22 protein-coding genes are annotated in these 13011 nt (G+C 59.7%); all 22 read left to right on the top strand.

The annotated features are described in order from the left end of the window. Positions 1-57 precede the first annotated feature (57 nt). Positions 58-432: a 30S ribosomal protein S12 gene (rpsL, locus tag ISN74_RS14470; protein WP_049621827.1), complete on the top strand. Its 375-nt coding sequence runs from the start codon at positions 58-60 to the stop codon at positions 430-432. Between the two features lie 17 nt (positions 433-449). Beyond that, positions 450-917 carry a 30S ribosomal protein S7 gene (rpsG, locus tag ISN74_RS14465; RefSeq protein ID WP_188799896.1) on the top strand — a complete coding sequence of 156 codons (468 nt, stop codon included), beginning with the start codon at positions 450-452 and terminating at the stop codon, positions 915-917. 30 nt (positions 918-947) lie between these two features. Further along, on the top strand, positions 948-3074 hold the full coding sequence (gene fusA / locus ISN74_RS14460) for an elongation factor G (protein WP_188799895.1): 2127 nt from the start codon (positions 948-950) through the stop codon (positions 3072-3074). A 47-nt stretch (positions 3075-3121) separates the two neighbouring features. Next, complete coding sequence (gene tuf / locus ISN74_RS14455) at positions 3122-4312, top strand: elongation factor Tu (RefSeq protein WP_188799894.1); 1191 nt, start codon at positions 3122-3124, stop codon at positions 4310-4312. Positions 4313-4709: 397 nt separating this feature from the next. Then, positions 4710-5021: a 30S ribosomal protein S10 gene (gene rpsJ, locus ISN74_RS14450; RefSeq protein WP_014402136.1), complete on the top strand. Its 312-nt coding sequence runs from the start codon at positions 4710-4712 to the stop codon at positions 5019-5021. A 20-nt stretch (positions 5022-5041) separates the two neighbouring features. After that, positions 5042-5683 carry a 50S ribosomal protein L3 gene (gene rplC, locus ISN74_RS14445; protein ID WP_188799893.1) on the top strand — a complete coding sequence of 214 codons (642 nt, stop codon included), beginning with the start codon at positions 5042-5044 and terminating at the stop codon, positions 5681-5683. 11 nt (positions 5684-5694) lie between these two features. Next, a complete protein-coding gene (gene rplD / locus ISN74_RS14440; RefSeq protein ID WP_188799892.1) occupies positions 5695-6297 on the top strand; it encodes a 50S ribosomal protein L4 in 603 nt (200 codons plus the stop codon). Then, positions 6294-6587, top strand: a complete 294-nt coding sequence (gene rplW, locus ISN74_RS14435; RefSeq protein ID WP_188799891.1) for a 50S ribosomal protein L23 — start codon at positions 6294-6296, stop codon at positions 6585-6587. The genes rplD and rplW overlap by 4 nt, the downstream gene beginning before the upstream one ends. Positions 6588-6604: 17 nt before the next feature. Further along, the gene (gene rplB / locus ISN74_RS14430) at positions 6605-7426 is read left to right on the top strand and encodes a 50S ribosomal protein L2 (protein WP_188799890.1); all 822 of its coding nucleotides are present in this window, start codon (positions 6605-6607) and stop codon (positions 7424-7426) included. A gap of 13 nt (positions 7427-7439) precedes the next feature. Continuing rightward, complete coding sequence (gene rpsS, locus ISN74_RS14425) at positions 7440-7712, top strand: 30S ribosomal protein S19 (RefSeq protein WP_115477112.1); 273 nt, start codon at positions 7440-7442, stop codon at positions 7710-7712. Beyond that, complete coding sequence (rplV, locus tag ISN74_RS14420) at positions 7712-8047, top strand: 50S ribosomal protein L22 (protein ID WP_188799889.1); 336 nt, start codon at positions 7712-7714, stop codon at positions 8045-8047. Before rpsS ends, rplV begins: the two co-directional genes overlap by 1 nt. A gap of 13 nt (positions 8048-8060) precedes the next feature. Continuing rightward, on the top strand, positions 8061-8816 hold the full coding sequence (gene rpsC, locus ISN74_RS14415) for a 30S ribosomal protein S3 (RefSeq protein WP_188799888.1): 756 nt from the start codon (positions 8061-8063) through the stop codon (positions 8814-8816). An 11-nt stretch (positions 8817-8827) separates the two neighbouring features. Next, the gene (gene rplP / locus ISN74_RS14410) at positions 8828-9241 is read left to right on the top strand and encodes a 50S ribosomal protein L16 (protein ID WP_115477109.1); all 414 of its coding nucleotides are present in this window, start codon (positions 8828-8830) and stop codon (positions 9239-9241) included. Further along, positions 9241-9426, top strand: coding sequence for a 50S ribosomal protein L29 (rpmC, locus tag ISN74_RS14405; protein ID WP_128899626.1), 186 nt, complete (start codon positions 9241-9243; stop codon positions 9424-9426). Before rplP ends, rpmC begins: the two co-directional genes overlap by 1 nt. 12 nt (positions 9427-9438) lie before the next feature. Continuing rightward, positions 9439-9699 carry a 30S ribosomal protein S17 gene (gene rpsQ / locus ISN74_RS14400; RefSeq protein WP_128899627.1) on the top strand — a complete coding sequence of 87 codons (261 nt, stop codon included), beginning with the start codon at positions 9439-9441 and terminating at the stop codon, positions 9697-9699. Between the two features lie 15 nt (positions 9700-9714). After that, the gene (gene rplN, locus ISN74_RS14395) at positions 9715-10083 is read left to right on the top strand and encodes a 50S ribosomal protein L14 (protein ID WP_126673167.1); all 369 of its coding nucleotides are present in this window, start codon (positions 9715-9717) and stop codon (positions 10081-10083) included. Positions 10084-10097: 14 nt separating this feature from the next. Then, the gene (gene rplX, locus ISN74_RS14390) at positions 10098-10412 is read left to right on the top strand and encodes a 50S ribosomal protein L24 (RefSeq protein WP_188799887.1); all 315 of its coding nucleotides are present in this window, start codon (positions 10098-10100) and stop codon (positions 10410-10412) included. Between the two features lie 12 nt (positions 10413-10424). Further along, a complete protein-coding gene (gene rplE / locus ISN74_RS14385) occupies positions 10425-10964 on the top strand; it encodes a 50S ribosomal protein L5 (protein WP_126673165.1) in 540 nt (179 codons plus the stop codon). 18 nt (positions 10965-10982) lie between these two features. Further along, positions 10983-11288, top strand: a complete 306-nt coding sequence (rpsN, locus tag ISN74_RS14380; protein ID WP_115477103.1) for a 30S ribosomal protein S14 — start codon at positions 10983-10985, stop codon at positions 11286-11288. Positions 11289-11513: 225 nt separating this feature from the next. Then, positions 11514-11909, top strand: coding sequence for a 30S ribosomal protein S8 (rpsH, locus tag ISN74_RS14375; protein ID WP_188799886.1), 396 nt, complete (start codon positions 11514-11516; stop codon positions 11907-11909). A 10-nt stretch (positions 11910-11919) separates the two neighbouring features. Then, positions 11920-12447, top strand: coding sequence for a 50S ribosomal protein L6 (rplF, locus tag ISN74_RS14370; protein ID WP_188799885.1), 528 nt, complete (start codon positions 11920-11922; stop codon positions 12445-12447). Between the two features lie 81 nt (positions 12448-12528). Then, positions 12529-12888: a 50S ribosomal protein L18 gene (gene rplR, locus ISN74_RS14365; protein ID WP_188799884.1), complete on the top strand. Its 360-nt coding sequence runs from the start codon at positions 12529-12531 to the stop codon at positions 12886-12888. Positions 12889-13011 lie beyond the last annotated feature (123 nt).

Genomic DNA, 13011 nt, shown 5'->3' with positions numbered 1-13011 from the left:
CTTCTCGGCAGACCGGTTTACTCGGTCTGCCTTTATGTTTCCCAGGAATAGCTAGGCATGACGACAGTCAATCAGCTGGTGCGCAAATCCCGCAGCCCGAAGAGCTACAAGAGCGCTTCTCCGGCCCTGCAAAGCAGCCCGCAACGTCGCGGCGTTTGCACGCGCGTGTATACCACCACCCCGAAGAAGCCGAACTCGGCCCTGCGTAAGGTCGCCAAAGTGCGCCTGACCAACGGTTACGAGGTCATCAGCTACATCGGTGGTGAAGGCCACAACCTCCAGGAGCACTCGGTGGTGCTCATCCGTGGTGGTCGTGTGAAGGATCTGCCGGGTGTGCGTTACCACACCGTCCGTGGCAGCCTCGACTGCGCCGGCGTTGCCAAGCGCCGCCAGGCTCGTTCGAAGTACGGCGCCAAGCGCCCGAAGAGCTAAGTTAAAGGACACGAAACATGTCGCGTAAAGGTTCACATCCCGCCCGTCTGGTCCTGCCCGATCCCAAGCACGGCAGCCAGCTCATCGCCCGTTTCATCAACATGGTGATGAAGAGCGGCAAGAAGTCCGTTGCCGAAAGCATCGTCTACGGTGCGCTGACCCATCTCGGCGAGAAGCATGCCGAGCCGGTGCAGCTCGTCGAAAAGGCGCTGAGCAACATCGCTCCGGCCGTCGAGGTGAAGTCTCGCCGCGTCGGTGGTGCTACGTATCAGGTGCCGGTCGAAGTGCGTCCGGGTCGTCGTATGGCGCTGGCCATGCGCTGGGCGATCGAAGCTGCGCGCAAGCGTGGCGAGACCTCCATGCCGCGCAAGCTCGCTGCTGAATTGCTGGAAGCCTCGGAAAACCGTGGCGGCGCCATCAAGAAGCGCGAAGAAACGCACCGCATGGCAGAAGCCAACAAGGCCTTCTCGCACTACCGCTGGTAAGTAGTATCGTAAGGATTCGAGGTTAGTACCGTGGCCCGCACCACTCCCATCGAGCGCTATCGCAACTTCGGCATCATGGCCCACATCGATGCCGGTAAGACCACGACCACCGAGCGCATCCTGTTCTACACAGGCGTCAGTCACAAGATTGGCGAAGTGCACGATGGCGCGGCCACGATGGACTGGATGGAGCAGGAGCAGGAACGCGGTATCACCATTACGTCGGCGGCAACGACGGCGTTCTGGAAGGGCATGGATCGTTCCTTGCCCGAGCATCGCTTCAACATCATCGACACCCCCGGTCACGTGGACTTCACTATCGAAGTCGAGCGTTCGCTGCGTGTGCTCGATGGTGCGGTGTTCGTGCTTTGCGCCGTGGGTGGTGTGCAGCCGCAATCTGAAACGGTGTGGCGCCAGGCCAACAAGTACAGCGTGCCGCGCCTTGCATTCGTCAACAAGATGGATCGCACCGGCGCCAACTTCAACAAGGTCGTTGAGCAGTTGAAGTCGCGCCTGGGTGCTCATCCGGTGCCGATGCAGGTGCCGATCGGCGCCGAAGACAACTTCGAAGGTGTGATCGACCTCATCAAGATGAAGGCGATCATCTGGGATATGGAATCCCAGGGCATGAAGTTCGAATACCAGGACATTCCGGCCAACCTGAAGGATGCTGCCGACAAGGCGCGCAACTTCATGATCGAGGCTGCAGCCGAAACGTCCGAAGAATTGATGAACAAGTACCTGGAAGAGGGCGACCTTTCCGAGGAAGAGATCATCAAGGGTCTGCGCGCCGGTACGCTGGCGAATACGCTGATCCCGGTGTTCTGCGGTACCGCGTTCAAGAATAAGGGCGTGCAGGCCATGCTCGACGCGGTGATCCAATTGCTGCCGTCGCCAGCCGATCGTCCGCCGGTAAAAGGCGTCAACGAGAAAGAGCAGGAAGAGGCACGCGCTGCTGAAGATAGTGCTCCGTTCTCGTCGCTTGCGTTCAAGATTATGACCGATCCATTCGTCGGTTCGCTGACCTTCTTCCGTGTCTATTCGGGCACGCTGAATGCTGGCGATGCTGTGTACAACCCGGTGAAGTCGAAGAAAGAGCGCATCGGCCGTATCCTGCAGATGCACGCCAACGAACGCCAGGAAATCAAGGAAGTCCGCGCGGGCGATATCGCTGCCGCGGTCGGCCTGAAGGACGTCACCACTGGCGATACGCTGTGCTCGCAGGATCACGTCATCACGCTGGAGCGCATGACATTCCCTGAGCCTGTGATTTCGATGGCGGTCGAGCCTAAGACCAAGTCGGATCAGGAAAAGATGGGTATCGCCCTCGGCCGCTTGGCTGCGGAAGATCCGTCGTTCCGTGTGCGTACCGACGAGGAGTCGGGGCAGACGATCATTTCCGGCATGGGCGAGCTTCATCTGGACATCCTTGTTGACCGCATGAAGCGCGAGTTCAACGTGGAAGCCAACGTCGGCAAGCCGCAGGTGGCTTATCGCGAAACGATCCAGGGCGCTTATAAGGCCGACTTCAAGCACGCCAAACAGTCGGGTGGTAAGGGTCAGTACGGTCACGTGGTCATCGAGTTCTCGAAGATGACTGACGAAGACCGCAAGAGCCCGGACGTGAAGGATGATTTCCTCTTCGTCAATGACATCACGGGTGGTGTGGTTCCGAAGGAATACATTCCCTCCGTGGAAAAAGGTCTTCGCGAATCCATCACCAGCGGTCAGCTCGCCGGCTTTCCAGTGGTGGGTGTGAAGGCGAAGCTCGTATTTGGTTCGTACCACGACGTTGATTCGTCGGAAATGGCCTTCAAGATCGCCGCCCATGGCGCGTTCAGGGAGCTCTTCAAAGAAGGCGCGAAGCAGTCGCTGCCGATCTTGCTGGAGCCCATCATGAAGGTCGAAATCGTGACGCCCGAAGATTATCTCGGTGACGTCATGGGCGACGTGAGTCGTCGTCGTGGTGTGCTGCAGGGTTCTGACGATACGCCGTCGGGCAAGACCATCAATGCGATGATTCCGCTTGGTGAGATGTTTGGCTACGCCACCTCGCTCCGCTCTCAGACGCAGGGTCGTGCCACCTTTACGATGGAATTCGATCATTACGAACCGGCGCCGAACAATATCGCCGAACAGGTCATGAAGAAGGCCTGATAAGGCCTCCTTCTCCAAACAACACAGTTCTTTCAGAGGTTTGAGTCATGGCAAAGGGTAAATTCGAACGCACCAAGCCGCACGTGAACGTGGGCACGATTGGTCACGTGGATCACGGCAAGACGACGCTGACGGCGGCGCTGACGAAGGTTGGCGCAGAGCGATTCGGCGGTGAGTTCAAGGCATACGACGCGATCGACGCGGCGCCGGAAGAAAAGGCGCGCGGTATCACGATCTCGACGGCGCACGTGGAATACGAATCACCGAACCGCCACTACGCACACGTGGACTGCCCGGGCCACGCTGACTACGTGAAGAACATGATCACGGGTGCGGCGCAGATGGACGGCGCGATCCTGGTGTGCTCGGCCGCGGACGGCCCGATGCCGCAGACGCGTGAACATATCCTGCTCAGCCGCCAGGTGGGCGTGCCGTACATCGTCGTGTTCCTGAACAAGGCCGACATGGTGGACGACGCCGAGCTGCTCGAGCTGGTGGAAATGGAAGTGCGTGAGCTGCTGAGCAAGTACGAATTCCCGGGCGACGACACCCCGATCATCAAGGGTTCGGCCAAGCTGGCGCTGGAAGGCGACCAGTCGGAAATCGGCGTGCCGGCGATCATTGCGCTGGTGGACGCGCTGGACAGCTACATTCCGGAGCCGGTGCGCGTGCTGGACAAGGCGTTCCTGATGCCGGTGGAAGACGTGTTCTCGATCTCTGGCCGTGGCACGGTGGTGACCGGTCGTGTGGAGACGGGCATCATCAAGGTTGGCGACGAAATCGAGATCGTGGGTCTGAAGCCGACGGTCAAGACGACGGTGACGGGCGTTGAAATGTTCCGCAAGCTGCTGGATCAGGGCCAGGCGGGTGATAACGTGGGTCTGCTGCTGCGCGGCACGAAGCGTGAAGACGTGGAGCGCGGCCAGGTGCTGGCCAAGCCGGGTTCGATCACGCCGCACACTGACTTCGAAGGCGAGATTTACGTGCTGTCGAAGGAAGAGGGTGGCCGTCATACGCCGTTCTTCAGCAACTACCGCCCGCAGTTCTACTTCCGTACGACGGACGTGACCGGTGCGATCAAGCTGCCGGAAGGTACGGAGATGGTGATGCCGGGCGACAACGTGAAGATCTCGGTGTCGCTGATTGCGCCGATCGCGATGCAGGAAGGTCTGCGTTTCGCGATCCGCGAAGGTGGCCGTACGGTCGGCGCCGGTGTCGTCGCCAAGATCACCAAGTAAGTTGCTGTACGGAAACCGCCTGTCTTGCAGGCGGTTTCTTGCGAGTGCTTGTCCTATAGCGAAAGATCCGCTATAGTTGCTGAGTTAACTCGCTCCACATCTGCTATGTTGTGGGGCCTACCGCGAAATGAGGCACAGGAAGTGCTTCGAGTTCGCTAACAAGGATGTTGCGGGGATCTCCTGGTTTTAGAGCTAAGCCTCTGTTTCCGTATGGATTTCCGCACACGTTATATGTCTGGGCAGGCCGGCATACGGCCTGCCCGGCGTTTTGGGGTCTTCTGGAGCGTGATATGGGTCCAGGAGATCTGTTGTAAGGCTTGCAGTGCTATGGGTTGTGCGAGGCGGTGAGAAGCCACCTCGATTCACAGATTTGTTCTTTAGATAACAGGACACGGTTATGGCGAACCAAAAGATTCGCATTCGGCTTAAGGCGTTCGATCATCGTCTGATCGATCGTTCGGCCAGCGAAATCGTCGAGACGGCCAAGCGCACTGGCGCTACGGTTCTCGGTCCGATTCCGCTCCCGACCAAGATCGAGCGCTACACCATTCTGGTGTCGCCACACGTCGACAAAGACGCTCGCGATCAGTACGAAACCCGCACCCACAAGCGCGTGCTGGACATCGTCGATCCCAACGACAAGACCGTGGACGCGCTCATGAAGCTTGATCTCGCCGCTGGCGTAGATGTTCAGATCAAGCTCGGTTGAGCGATAGACAGGATACGAACATGAGTATCGGACTAGTTGGCCGCAAATGCGGCATGAGCCGACTCTTCACCGAAGATGGACGCTCGATTCCGGTGACGCTGATTGAAGCGACGCCGAACCGCGTAACCCAGGTGAAGACGGAAGAGAATGATGGCTACAGCGCGGTGCAGGTTGCCGCTGGCGTCAAGCGCGCCAGTCTGCTGAATGCTGCTGAGAAGGGCCACTATGCGAAGGCCAGGGTTGAGCCGGGTCGTGGTCTGTGGGAATTCCGCCTGAATTCGGCTGACGCCGGCAAGTATGCCGTCGGCGCTGAAATCAAGGCTGACGAAGTGTTTCAGGTCGGTCAGATCGTTGACGTGGCCGGCGTCAGCAAGGGCAAGGGCTTCCAGGGCACCATCAAGCGCCACAACTTCAAGATGGGCGACGCCACCCACGGTAACTCGCTGTCGCATCGTGCGCCGGGTTCTATCGGTCAGCGTCAGACTCCGGGTCGCGTGTTCCCGGGCAAGAAGATGTCGGGCCACATGGGTGCAGTCAATCGCACCGTGCAGGGTCTGGAAGTGGTCAAGGTCGACGCCGAGCGTCATCTGATCGCGGTCAAGGGCGCGGTGCCGGGTGCTACCGGTGGCGACGTCGTTATCCGCGCGACCACCAAGGGTTGAGGAGAGACGGCATGGAACTCAATGTAATTGGCGCCAAGCCGCTCAGCGTGTCGGACGAAGTGTTCGGCGGCGAGTTCAAGCAGGCTCTGGTTCACCAGGTGGTCGTGGCCTATCAGGCTGGCGGTCGCGCAGGTACCAAGGCACAGCTCTCGCGCGGCGAACTGTCCGGCACCACCAAGAAGTTCAAGAAGCAGAAGGGCGGTGGCGCCCGTCACGGTGACTACCGAGCCCCGATCTTCGTGGGCGGTGGTGTGACGTTCGCAGCCAAGCCCCGTAGCTATGAGCAGAAGGTCAACCGCAAATCCTATCGCGTGGCGATCCGCTCCATTCTTTCGGAGCTGAATCGCCAGGGTCGTCTGAAAGTTGTCGAAGGCTTCGGCATCGAGACTCCGAAGACCAAGTCGATGATCGCCAAGCTGGCCGAGCTGCAGGTTTCCGGTCGCGTGCTGCTGGTGTCGGAAGATGCCAACGAAGCGCTGTTCCTGGCTTCGCGCAACATCCCCTACCTCCATGTGGTGGATGTGGTTGCGCTGAACCCGGTCAGCCTCGTCGGTTCCGACCACGTGGTCATGACCGTTGAAGCGGTGAAGAAGGTTGAGGAGTGGCTGGCATGAGCAACGAACGCATTCTCAATACGCTGCGCGCGCCGCACATCTCCGAAAAGGCTGCTCGTCTTGCCGAGAGCAACCAGTACGTTTTCGTGGTTGCTCCCGAAGCAACCAAGGCCGATGTCCGCGATGCGGTCGAGAAGATGTTCGACGTCAAGGTCGAGCAGGTGAACCTCGTCAACGCCAAGGGCAAGGCCAAGTCCTTCCGTTTTCGCGCGGGCAGCCGCCAGGGCAAGCGCAAAGCATACGTCCGTCTCGCCGCAGGCCAGACGATCGACGTGTCGGCGAAGCCCTGAGCCAGGAGTTTTGACAGATGGCACTAATTACTCACAAGCCAACCTCGCCGGGTCGCCGCGACGCAGTTAGCGTCCGCACCGAGGGGCTGCACAAGGGCGCTCCGTACGCGCCGTTGACTGAAAGCCAGTCGAAGACGGGTGGTCGCAACCATTTTGGTCGCATCACCACGCGTCATCGCGGCGGCGGTCACAAGCAGGCTTACCGCATCATTGATTTCAAGCGCGACAAAGAAGGCATCGCTGCCAAGGTTGAGCGCCTGGAATACGATCCGAACCGCACCGCGCACATTGCGCTGCTGTGCTACGCCGACGGCGAGCGCCGCTACATCATCGCGCCGGCTGGCGTGGCGGTGGGTGATCGCCTGGTCTCGGGTCACGATGCCCCGATCAAGGTTGGGAACAGCTTGCCGCTGCGTAACATCCCGGTCGGTTCGACGGTGCATTGCGTGGAAATGAAGCCAGGCAAGGGTGCGCAGATTGCGCGTTCGGCCGGTGCCTCGGTGCAGCTGATCGCTCGCGAAACCGGCTATGCCACCCTGCGTCTGCGCTCCGGCGAAATGCGCCGCGTGCCGGTCGATTGCCGCGCCACCATCGGTGAAGTAGGCAATTCCGAGCACAGCCTGCGCAAGCTCGGCAAGGCCGGCGTCAAGCGCTGGCAGGGTATTCGCCCGACCGTTCGCGGTGTGGTGATGAACCCTGTCGACCACCCGCACGGTGGTGGTGAAGGCAAGACCTCCGGTGGCCGTCATCCGGTTAGCCCATGGGGCACGCCGACCAAGGGCTACAAGACCCGTAACAACAAGCGCACGCAGCAGTTCATCGTGCGTCGTCGCAAGTAATTAGGAAACCGTCATGCCGCGTTCATTGAAGAAAGGTCCGTTCGTCGACCTTCACCTCGTGAAGAAGGTGGAAGCTGCGGTTTCCACCAATTCCAAGCGTCCGATCAAAACCTGGTCGCGTCGCTCCATGATCCTGCCGGAAATGGTGGGATTGACCATCGCCATCCATAACGGTCGCCAGCACGTGCCGGTATTGGTTAACGAGAACATGGTCGGGCATAAGCTCGGCGAGTTCGCAGTAACCCGTACTTTCAAGGGCCATGGCGGCGATAAGAAGGGCAAGTGATGAGCACCGAAGCCAAAGCGATCCTGCGCAGCGCTCGCATTTCAGCGCAGAAGGCACGCCTGGTGGCTGACCTGGTCCGCGGCATGCCCGTTGGCCGTGCCAGCGACGTGCTCCAGTTCACCAACAAGAAAGCCGCACACCTTGTTCGCAAGGTGCTGCTGTCAGCCGTTGCCAACGCTGAGAACAACCTCGGCGCGGACGTCGATGAACTGAAGGTCTCGAAGATCTTCGTTGATGAAGGTCCGGCGATGAAGCGTATGTATGCCCGCGCCAAGGGTCGCGGTTCGCGCATCCTGAAGCGCACCAGCCACATCACTGTGGTCGTTGGTAACTGAGAGGACGTAGACGATGGGTCATAAAGTTCATCCCACCGGTATCCGCCTCGGCATTGCCAAGGACTGGAACTCGAAGTGGTACGCCAATAAGGGCGAATACGCCCAGTACCTCGCTGCCGATCTGAAGGTTCGCGAGATGCTGCGCAAGAAGCTGGCTGCTGCTGGTATCTCGAAGATTCAGATCGAGCGTCCGGCCAAGACTGCCCGCGTGACGATTCACACCGCCCGTCCGGGCGTGGTGATCGGCAAGAAGGGCGAGGACATCGAGAAGCTGCGCAAGGAAGTCAGCGACATGATGGGCGTTCCGGCGCACATCAACGTCAACGAAGTGCGCAAGCCCGAAATCGATGCGCAGCTGGTAGCCGAGTCGATCGCTCAGCAGCTTGAACGCCGCATCATGTTCCGTCGCGCGATGAAACGCGCCGTGGGCAATGCGATGCGCCTGGGCGCCCTGGGTATCAAGATCAACGTGTCCGGTCGTTTGAACGGCGCCGAGATCGCCCGCTCCGAATGGAGCCGTGAAGGTCGCGTGCCGCTGCATACCCTGCGTGCGGACATCGACTACGGTACCGCCGAAGCGAAGACAACCTACGGCATCATCGGTATCAAGGTCTGGATCTACAAGGGCGAAATTTTCGACCTGTCGCAGGTCGGACAGGAGCCGAAGGAAGAGCAGTCCGCTCAGCCGCGCCGTGAGCGCGAGGGTGGCGAGGGCCGTCGTGATGGTCGTCGCGAGGGCGGTGAAGGCCGTCGCGAGCGGACGAAGTAAGGAGAGTTGCCATGTTGCAACCCAAGCGAACCAAATACCGTAAGCAGTTCAAGGGCCGCAATGACGGTCTGGCTTTCAGCGCCAACCTCGTCAGCTTTGGCGAGTATGGCCTCAAGGCCACCACGCACGGTGCACTCACCGCGCGTCAGATTGAAGCAGCCCGCCGTTGCATCACGCGTTTCGTGAAGCGTGGCGGCAAGCTGTGGATCCGCGTGTTCCCGGATAAGCCGATCACCAAGAAGCCGATCGAAGTCCGAATGGGCGCCGGTAAGGGGGGCGTGGAGTACTGGGTCGCACCGATCCAGCCGGGCCGCATGCTTTATGAAATCGAGGGTGTCGACGAGGCTACCGCGCGCGAGGCATTCCGCCTGGCCGCTGCCAAGTTGTCGGTGCAGACCCAGTTTGTATCCAGGGCGGTGATGTGATGGCCATCAAAGACCTAACAACCAAGTCGGCCGAAGAGTTGAAGCAACACCTGCTGGACCTGCGCAAGGAGCAGTTCAACCTGCGCATGCAAAAGGGTACCGGCCAGCTCAACCAGCCGCACCAGCTGCGCCGCGTTCGGCGCGATATCGCCCGCACGAAGTTCGTGCTCGGCGGAAAGAAGTAAGGGACGGCCGAGATGAGCGATAACAACAAACAGGTGCGTACCCTCGAGGGGCGCGTCATTAGCAACAAGATGGAAAAGACGGTTACCGTGCTGGTCGAGCGCCAAGTGCAGCACCCGCTGCTGGGCAAGATCGTGCGCCGCTCCACCAAGCTCCACGCGCAGAACGATCTGGGCGCGAACGAGGGCGACGTGGTGCGCATCGCGGAATGCCGTCCGCTTTCCAAGACCAAACATCACCGCGTGGTCGAAATCGTCACGCGCGCCGAAGTCTAAGGGGAGGGTGCAGACATGATCCAGATGCAAAGCACGCTTTCCGCCGCCGACAACAGCGGTGCCAAGGAACTGATGTGCATCAAGGTACTCGGCGGTTCCAAGCGTCGTTACGCCGGAATCGGTGACGTGATCAAAGTCACCGTGAAGGATGCCATTCCGCGTGGCAAGGTGAAGAAGGGCGAGGTCTACAATGCCGTGGTGGTTCGTACCGCCAAGGGTGTGCGCCGCGCCGATGGTTCGCTGATCCGTTTCGACGGTAATGCGGCCGTACTCCTCAACAATAAGCTCGAGCCGATCGGTACCCGTATTTTCGGGCCCGTGACTCGTGAGCTGCGCGGCGAGAAGTTCATGAAGATCGTCTCGCTCGCACCCGAAGTGCTCTGAGGCGGAGAAGAACCATGAACCGTATCCGCAAGGGTGATCAGGTCATCGTGATCACCGGTAAAAACAAAGGTCAGCGCGGCGACGTGCTGCGCGTTGAAGGCGATCGCGTGTTCGTCTCCAACGTTAACCTGGTCAAGCGTCACACCAAGCCGAATCCGCAGGCCAACCAGGCTGGCGGCATCGTCGAGCGTGAAGCTTCGATCCATATCTCCAATGTGCAGCTGTTCAACCCCGCCACGAACAAGGGTGAACGCGTAGGTGCCAAGACGCTCGTAGATGGGCGCAAGGTCCGCGTGTACCGTTCGAATGGCGAGGTCGTGGACGCGTAAGGAACACAAGTCATGACGCGCCTAGAAAACTTTTACAAAGAACAGGTCATCCAGAAGCTCACCGAGCGTTTTGGTTACCAGAACGTGATGCAGGTTCCCCGCATCACCAAGATCACGCTGAACATGGGCGTGGGCGAAGCCGCGGGCAACAAAAAAGTGCTCGAAAATGCCGTGGCGGATATGACCAAGATTGCCGGTCAGAAGCCGATCACGACCAAGGCGCGCGTGTCCGTGGCCTCGTTCAAGATCCGCGACGGCTGGCCGATTGGCTGCAAGGTCACCTTGCGCCGCGCCCAGATGTGGGAATTCCTGGATCGCCTGATCAACATTTCGCTGCCCCGCGTCCGCGACTTCCGCGGCGTATCGGGTCGCGCCTTCGATGGCCGTGGTAACTACAACTTCGGTATCAAGGAACAGATCATCTTCCCGGAAATCGACTTCGACGCGATCGACGCGATGCGCGGTATGGATATCTCCATAACCACGACCGCCAAGTCCGACGAAGAAGCCAAGGCGCTGCTGGAAGCCTTCAGCTTCCCGTTCCGCAACTAAGAGAGTCGCGAGAGATTTATGGCAAAGACCTCCATGGTTAACCGCGATATCAAGCGGACCAAGCTCGTCAAGAAGTACGCCGCCAAGCGCGCCGAACTGAAGGCGATCGTGCTGAACCCGAAGTCCTCCTATGAGGACAAGATGGAAGCGCAGACCAAGCTGCAGAAGCTGCCGCGTGATGCCAGCCCAAGCCGTCAGCGTAACCGTTGCGAACTGTCGGGCCGTCCGCGTGGCGTGTACCGCAAGTTCGGCCTGGGCCGCAACAAGCTCCGCGAAGCCACCATGCGTGGCGACGTTCCTGGCCTCCGCAAGGCTAGCTGGTAAGCCTTTAAAGGCCCTCCGTCCCTCCTTGGGGCGGGTGGGGCCAGACCCGGAGGCATGGTGACATGCCTCCGTTGATGCGACTTTGAAGCATCGATATTCGCAAAAACCGAAAAAGGCTGTTATGATCGACGGTCTGCATACCGCAGGCCGACGAACGTGTCGGCACACAATCTAGAATTGATTTCCGGTTTTATCGGATATCGGTGCACTCTGAAGGAAGTTTTCATGAGCATGACTGATCCCATCGCCGATCTGTTTACGCGCATCCGCAACGCCCAGGCTACGGGCAAGCAGGCTGTCAGCGTGCCGTCGTCGAAGTTGAAGGTGGCGCTGGCCGACCTTCTCAAGAACGAGGGCTACATCCTCGACGCCAAGACTTCCACCCAGGAAGGCAAGCCGGTGCTCGAGATCAAGCTCAAGTATTTCGAAGGCCGTCCGGCTATTGAGCGTATTGAGCGCGTCAGCCGCTCGGGCCTGCGTGTGTATCGCGGCAAGGGTGACCTGCCGAAGGTGCTTGGCGGTCTGGGCATTTCGATCATCTCGACTTCCACCGGTCTGCTGACCGATGCGCAGGCCCGTGCCAAGGGTCTGGGCGGTGAAGTCATCGGCCTGGTCGCATAAGGAGCTCCTGATGTCCCGTGTTGCCAAGAAACCGATTTCTCTGCCGAAGGGCGTTGAGCTCAAGATTGCAGAAGACAGCATCTCCGTGAAGGGGCCGAAGGGTACCCTGTCCACGCACACCCTGCCGGGCGTGTCGGTGGTCGTCGACAATGGCGTTGCCAACGTCCAGGTTGCCGAGGGCGCCGAGGATAAGTTCGGCGGTACGGCGCGTGCACTGATCGCCAACATGATCAAGGGCGTGTCCGAAGGTTACGAGCGCAAGCTGGAGCTCGTCGGCGTGGGTTACCGCGCATCGATGGCCGGCAAAGCGCTGAACCTGAGCCTCGGCTTCTCTCATCCTGTGGTCTTCAATGCGCCGGAAGGCATCAACATTGAAACCCCGTCGCAGACCGAAATCCTGATCAAGGGTTCGGATAAGCAGCTGGTGGGAGAGGTTGCCGCTAAGATTCGTGGTTATCGTCCGCCGGAACCCTATAAGGGCAAGGGCGTGCGCTATGCCGGCGAGAAGATCACCCTGAAGGAAGCCAAGAAGGCATAAGCGATCCCTCGCGAAGAAGCAGTCATTCATGATTGCATGCTTCAAAAGAGCCGCCTGAAAGCCGATCCGTTTCCGAGGAATATGACTATGAACAAGAATGAAGCCCGTCTGCGTCGCGCCAAGTCCACACGCGCTCACATCCGCAAGCTCGCGGTGGCTCGCCTGTCGGTGCATCGCACTGGTCAACATCTTTACGCCCAGGTGTTCGACGCCTCTGGCGAGAAGGTGGTGGCTGCTGCCTCGACCGTGCAGAAGTCGGTTGCTGAGGGCCTGAAGGGCACCAAAAACCTGACTGCTGCTGCCGCCGTCGGCAAAGCCATTGCAGAGCGCGCCAAGGCAGCTGGTATCGAGGCCGTTGCGTTCGATCGCTCCGGTTTTCGCTACCACGGCCGCATCAAGGCGTTGGCAGATGCTGCTCGCGAAGCTGGTCTGAAGTTCTAAAAGTTAAATGCGCTATCCCGGCGCGGGAAAGCGGTCATCCGTGGCCGCACTTCTTCAAGGGACACAACAACTCCAAGCGGCTTTGCCGCAAGTAAAAGTCCCGGATTGTCCGGGCATACGGAA

Origin of the sequence: Dyella caseinilytica (assembly GCF_016865235.1) — a bacterium.
Lineage (GTDB): Bacteria > Pseudomonadota > Gammaproteobacteria > Xanthomonadales > Rhodanobacteraceae > Dyella_B > Dyella_B caseinilytica.
The sequence above is the reverse complement of the archived record's forward strand: the minus strand, read 5'-3'. Positions and strand labels throughout refer to the sequence as shown.

Coding starts and splice junctions, on each gene's coding strand:
- rpsL (WP_049621827.1), top strand. CDS start 58: ATGACGACAGTCAATCAGCTGGTGCGCAAATCCCGCAGCCCGAAGAGC.
- rpsG (WP_188799896.1), top strand. CDS start 450: ATGTCGCGTAAAGGTTCACATCCCGCCCGTCTGGTCCTGCCCGATCCC.
- tuf (WP_188799894.1), top strand. CDS start 3,122: ATGGCAAAGGGTAAATTCGAACGCACCAAGCCGCACGTGAACGTGGGC.
- rpsJ (WP_014402136.1), top strand. CDS start 4,710: ATGGCGAACCAAAAGATTCGCATTCGGCTTAAGGCGTTCGATCATCGT.
- rplC (WP_188799893.1), top strand. CDS start 5,042: ATGAGTATCGGACTAGTTGGCCGCAAATGCGGCATGAGCCGACTCTTC.
- rplD (WP_188799892.1), top strand. CDS start 5,695: ATGGAACTCAATGTAATTGGCGCCAAGCCGCTCAGCGTGTCGGACGAA.
- rplW (WP_188799891.1), top strand. CDS start 6,294: ATGAGCAACGAACGCATTCTCAATACGCTGCGCGCGCCGCACATCTCC.
- rplB (WP_188799890.1), top strand. CDS start 6,605: ATGGCACTAATTACTCACAAGCCAACCTCGCCGGGTCGCCGCGACGCA.
- rpsS (WP_115477112.1), top strand. CDS start 7,440: ATGCCGCGTTCATTGAAGAAAGGTCCGTTCGTCGACCTTCACCTCGTG.
- rplV (WP_188799889.1), top strand. CDS start 7,712: ATGAGCACCGAAGCCAAAGCGATCCTGCGCAGCGCTCGCATTTCAGCG.
- rpsC (WP_188799888.1), top strand. CDS start 8,061: ATGGGTCATAAAGTTCATCCCACCGGTATCCGCCTCGGCATTGCCAAG.
- rplP (WP_115477109.1), top strand. CDS start 8,828: ATGTTGCAACCCAAGCGAACCAAATACCGTAAGCAGTTCAAGGGCCGC.
- rpmC (WP_128899626.1), top strand. CDS start 9,241: ATGGCCATCAAAGACCTAACAACCAAGTCGGCCGAAGAGTTGAAGCAA.
- rpsQ (WP_128899627.1), top strand. CDS start 9,439: ATGAGCGATAACAACAAACAGGTGCGTACCCTCGAGGGGCGCGTCATT.
- rplN (WP_126673167.1), top strand. CDS start 9,715: ATGATCCAGATGCAAAGCACGCTTTCCGCCGCCGACAACAGCGGTGCC.
- rplX (WP_188799887.1), top strand. CDS start 10,098: ATGAACCGTATCCGCAAGGGTGATCAGGTCATCGTGATCACCGGTAAA.
- rplE (WP_126673165.1), top strand. CDS start 10,425: ATGACGCGCCTAGAAAACTTTTACAAAGAACAGGTCATCCAGAAGCTC.
- rpsN (WP_115477103.1), top strand. CDS start 10,983: ATGGCAAAGACCTCCATGGTTAACCGCGATATCAAGCGGACCAAGCTC.
- rpsH (WP_188799886.1), top strand. CDS start 11,514: ATGAGCATGACTGATCCCATCGCCGATCTGTTTACGCGCATCCGCAAC.
- rplF (WP_188799885.1), top strand. CDS start 11,920: ATGTCCCGTGTTGCCAAGAAACCGATTTCTCTGCCGAAGGGCGTTGAG.
- rplR (WP_188799884.1), top strand. CDS start 12,529: ATGACTATGAACAAGAATGAAGCCCGTCTGCGTCGCGCCAAGTCCACA.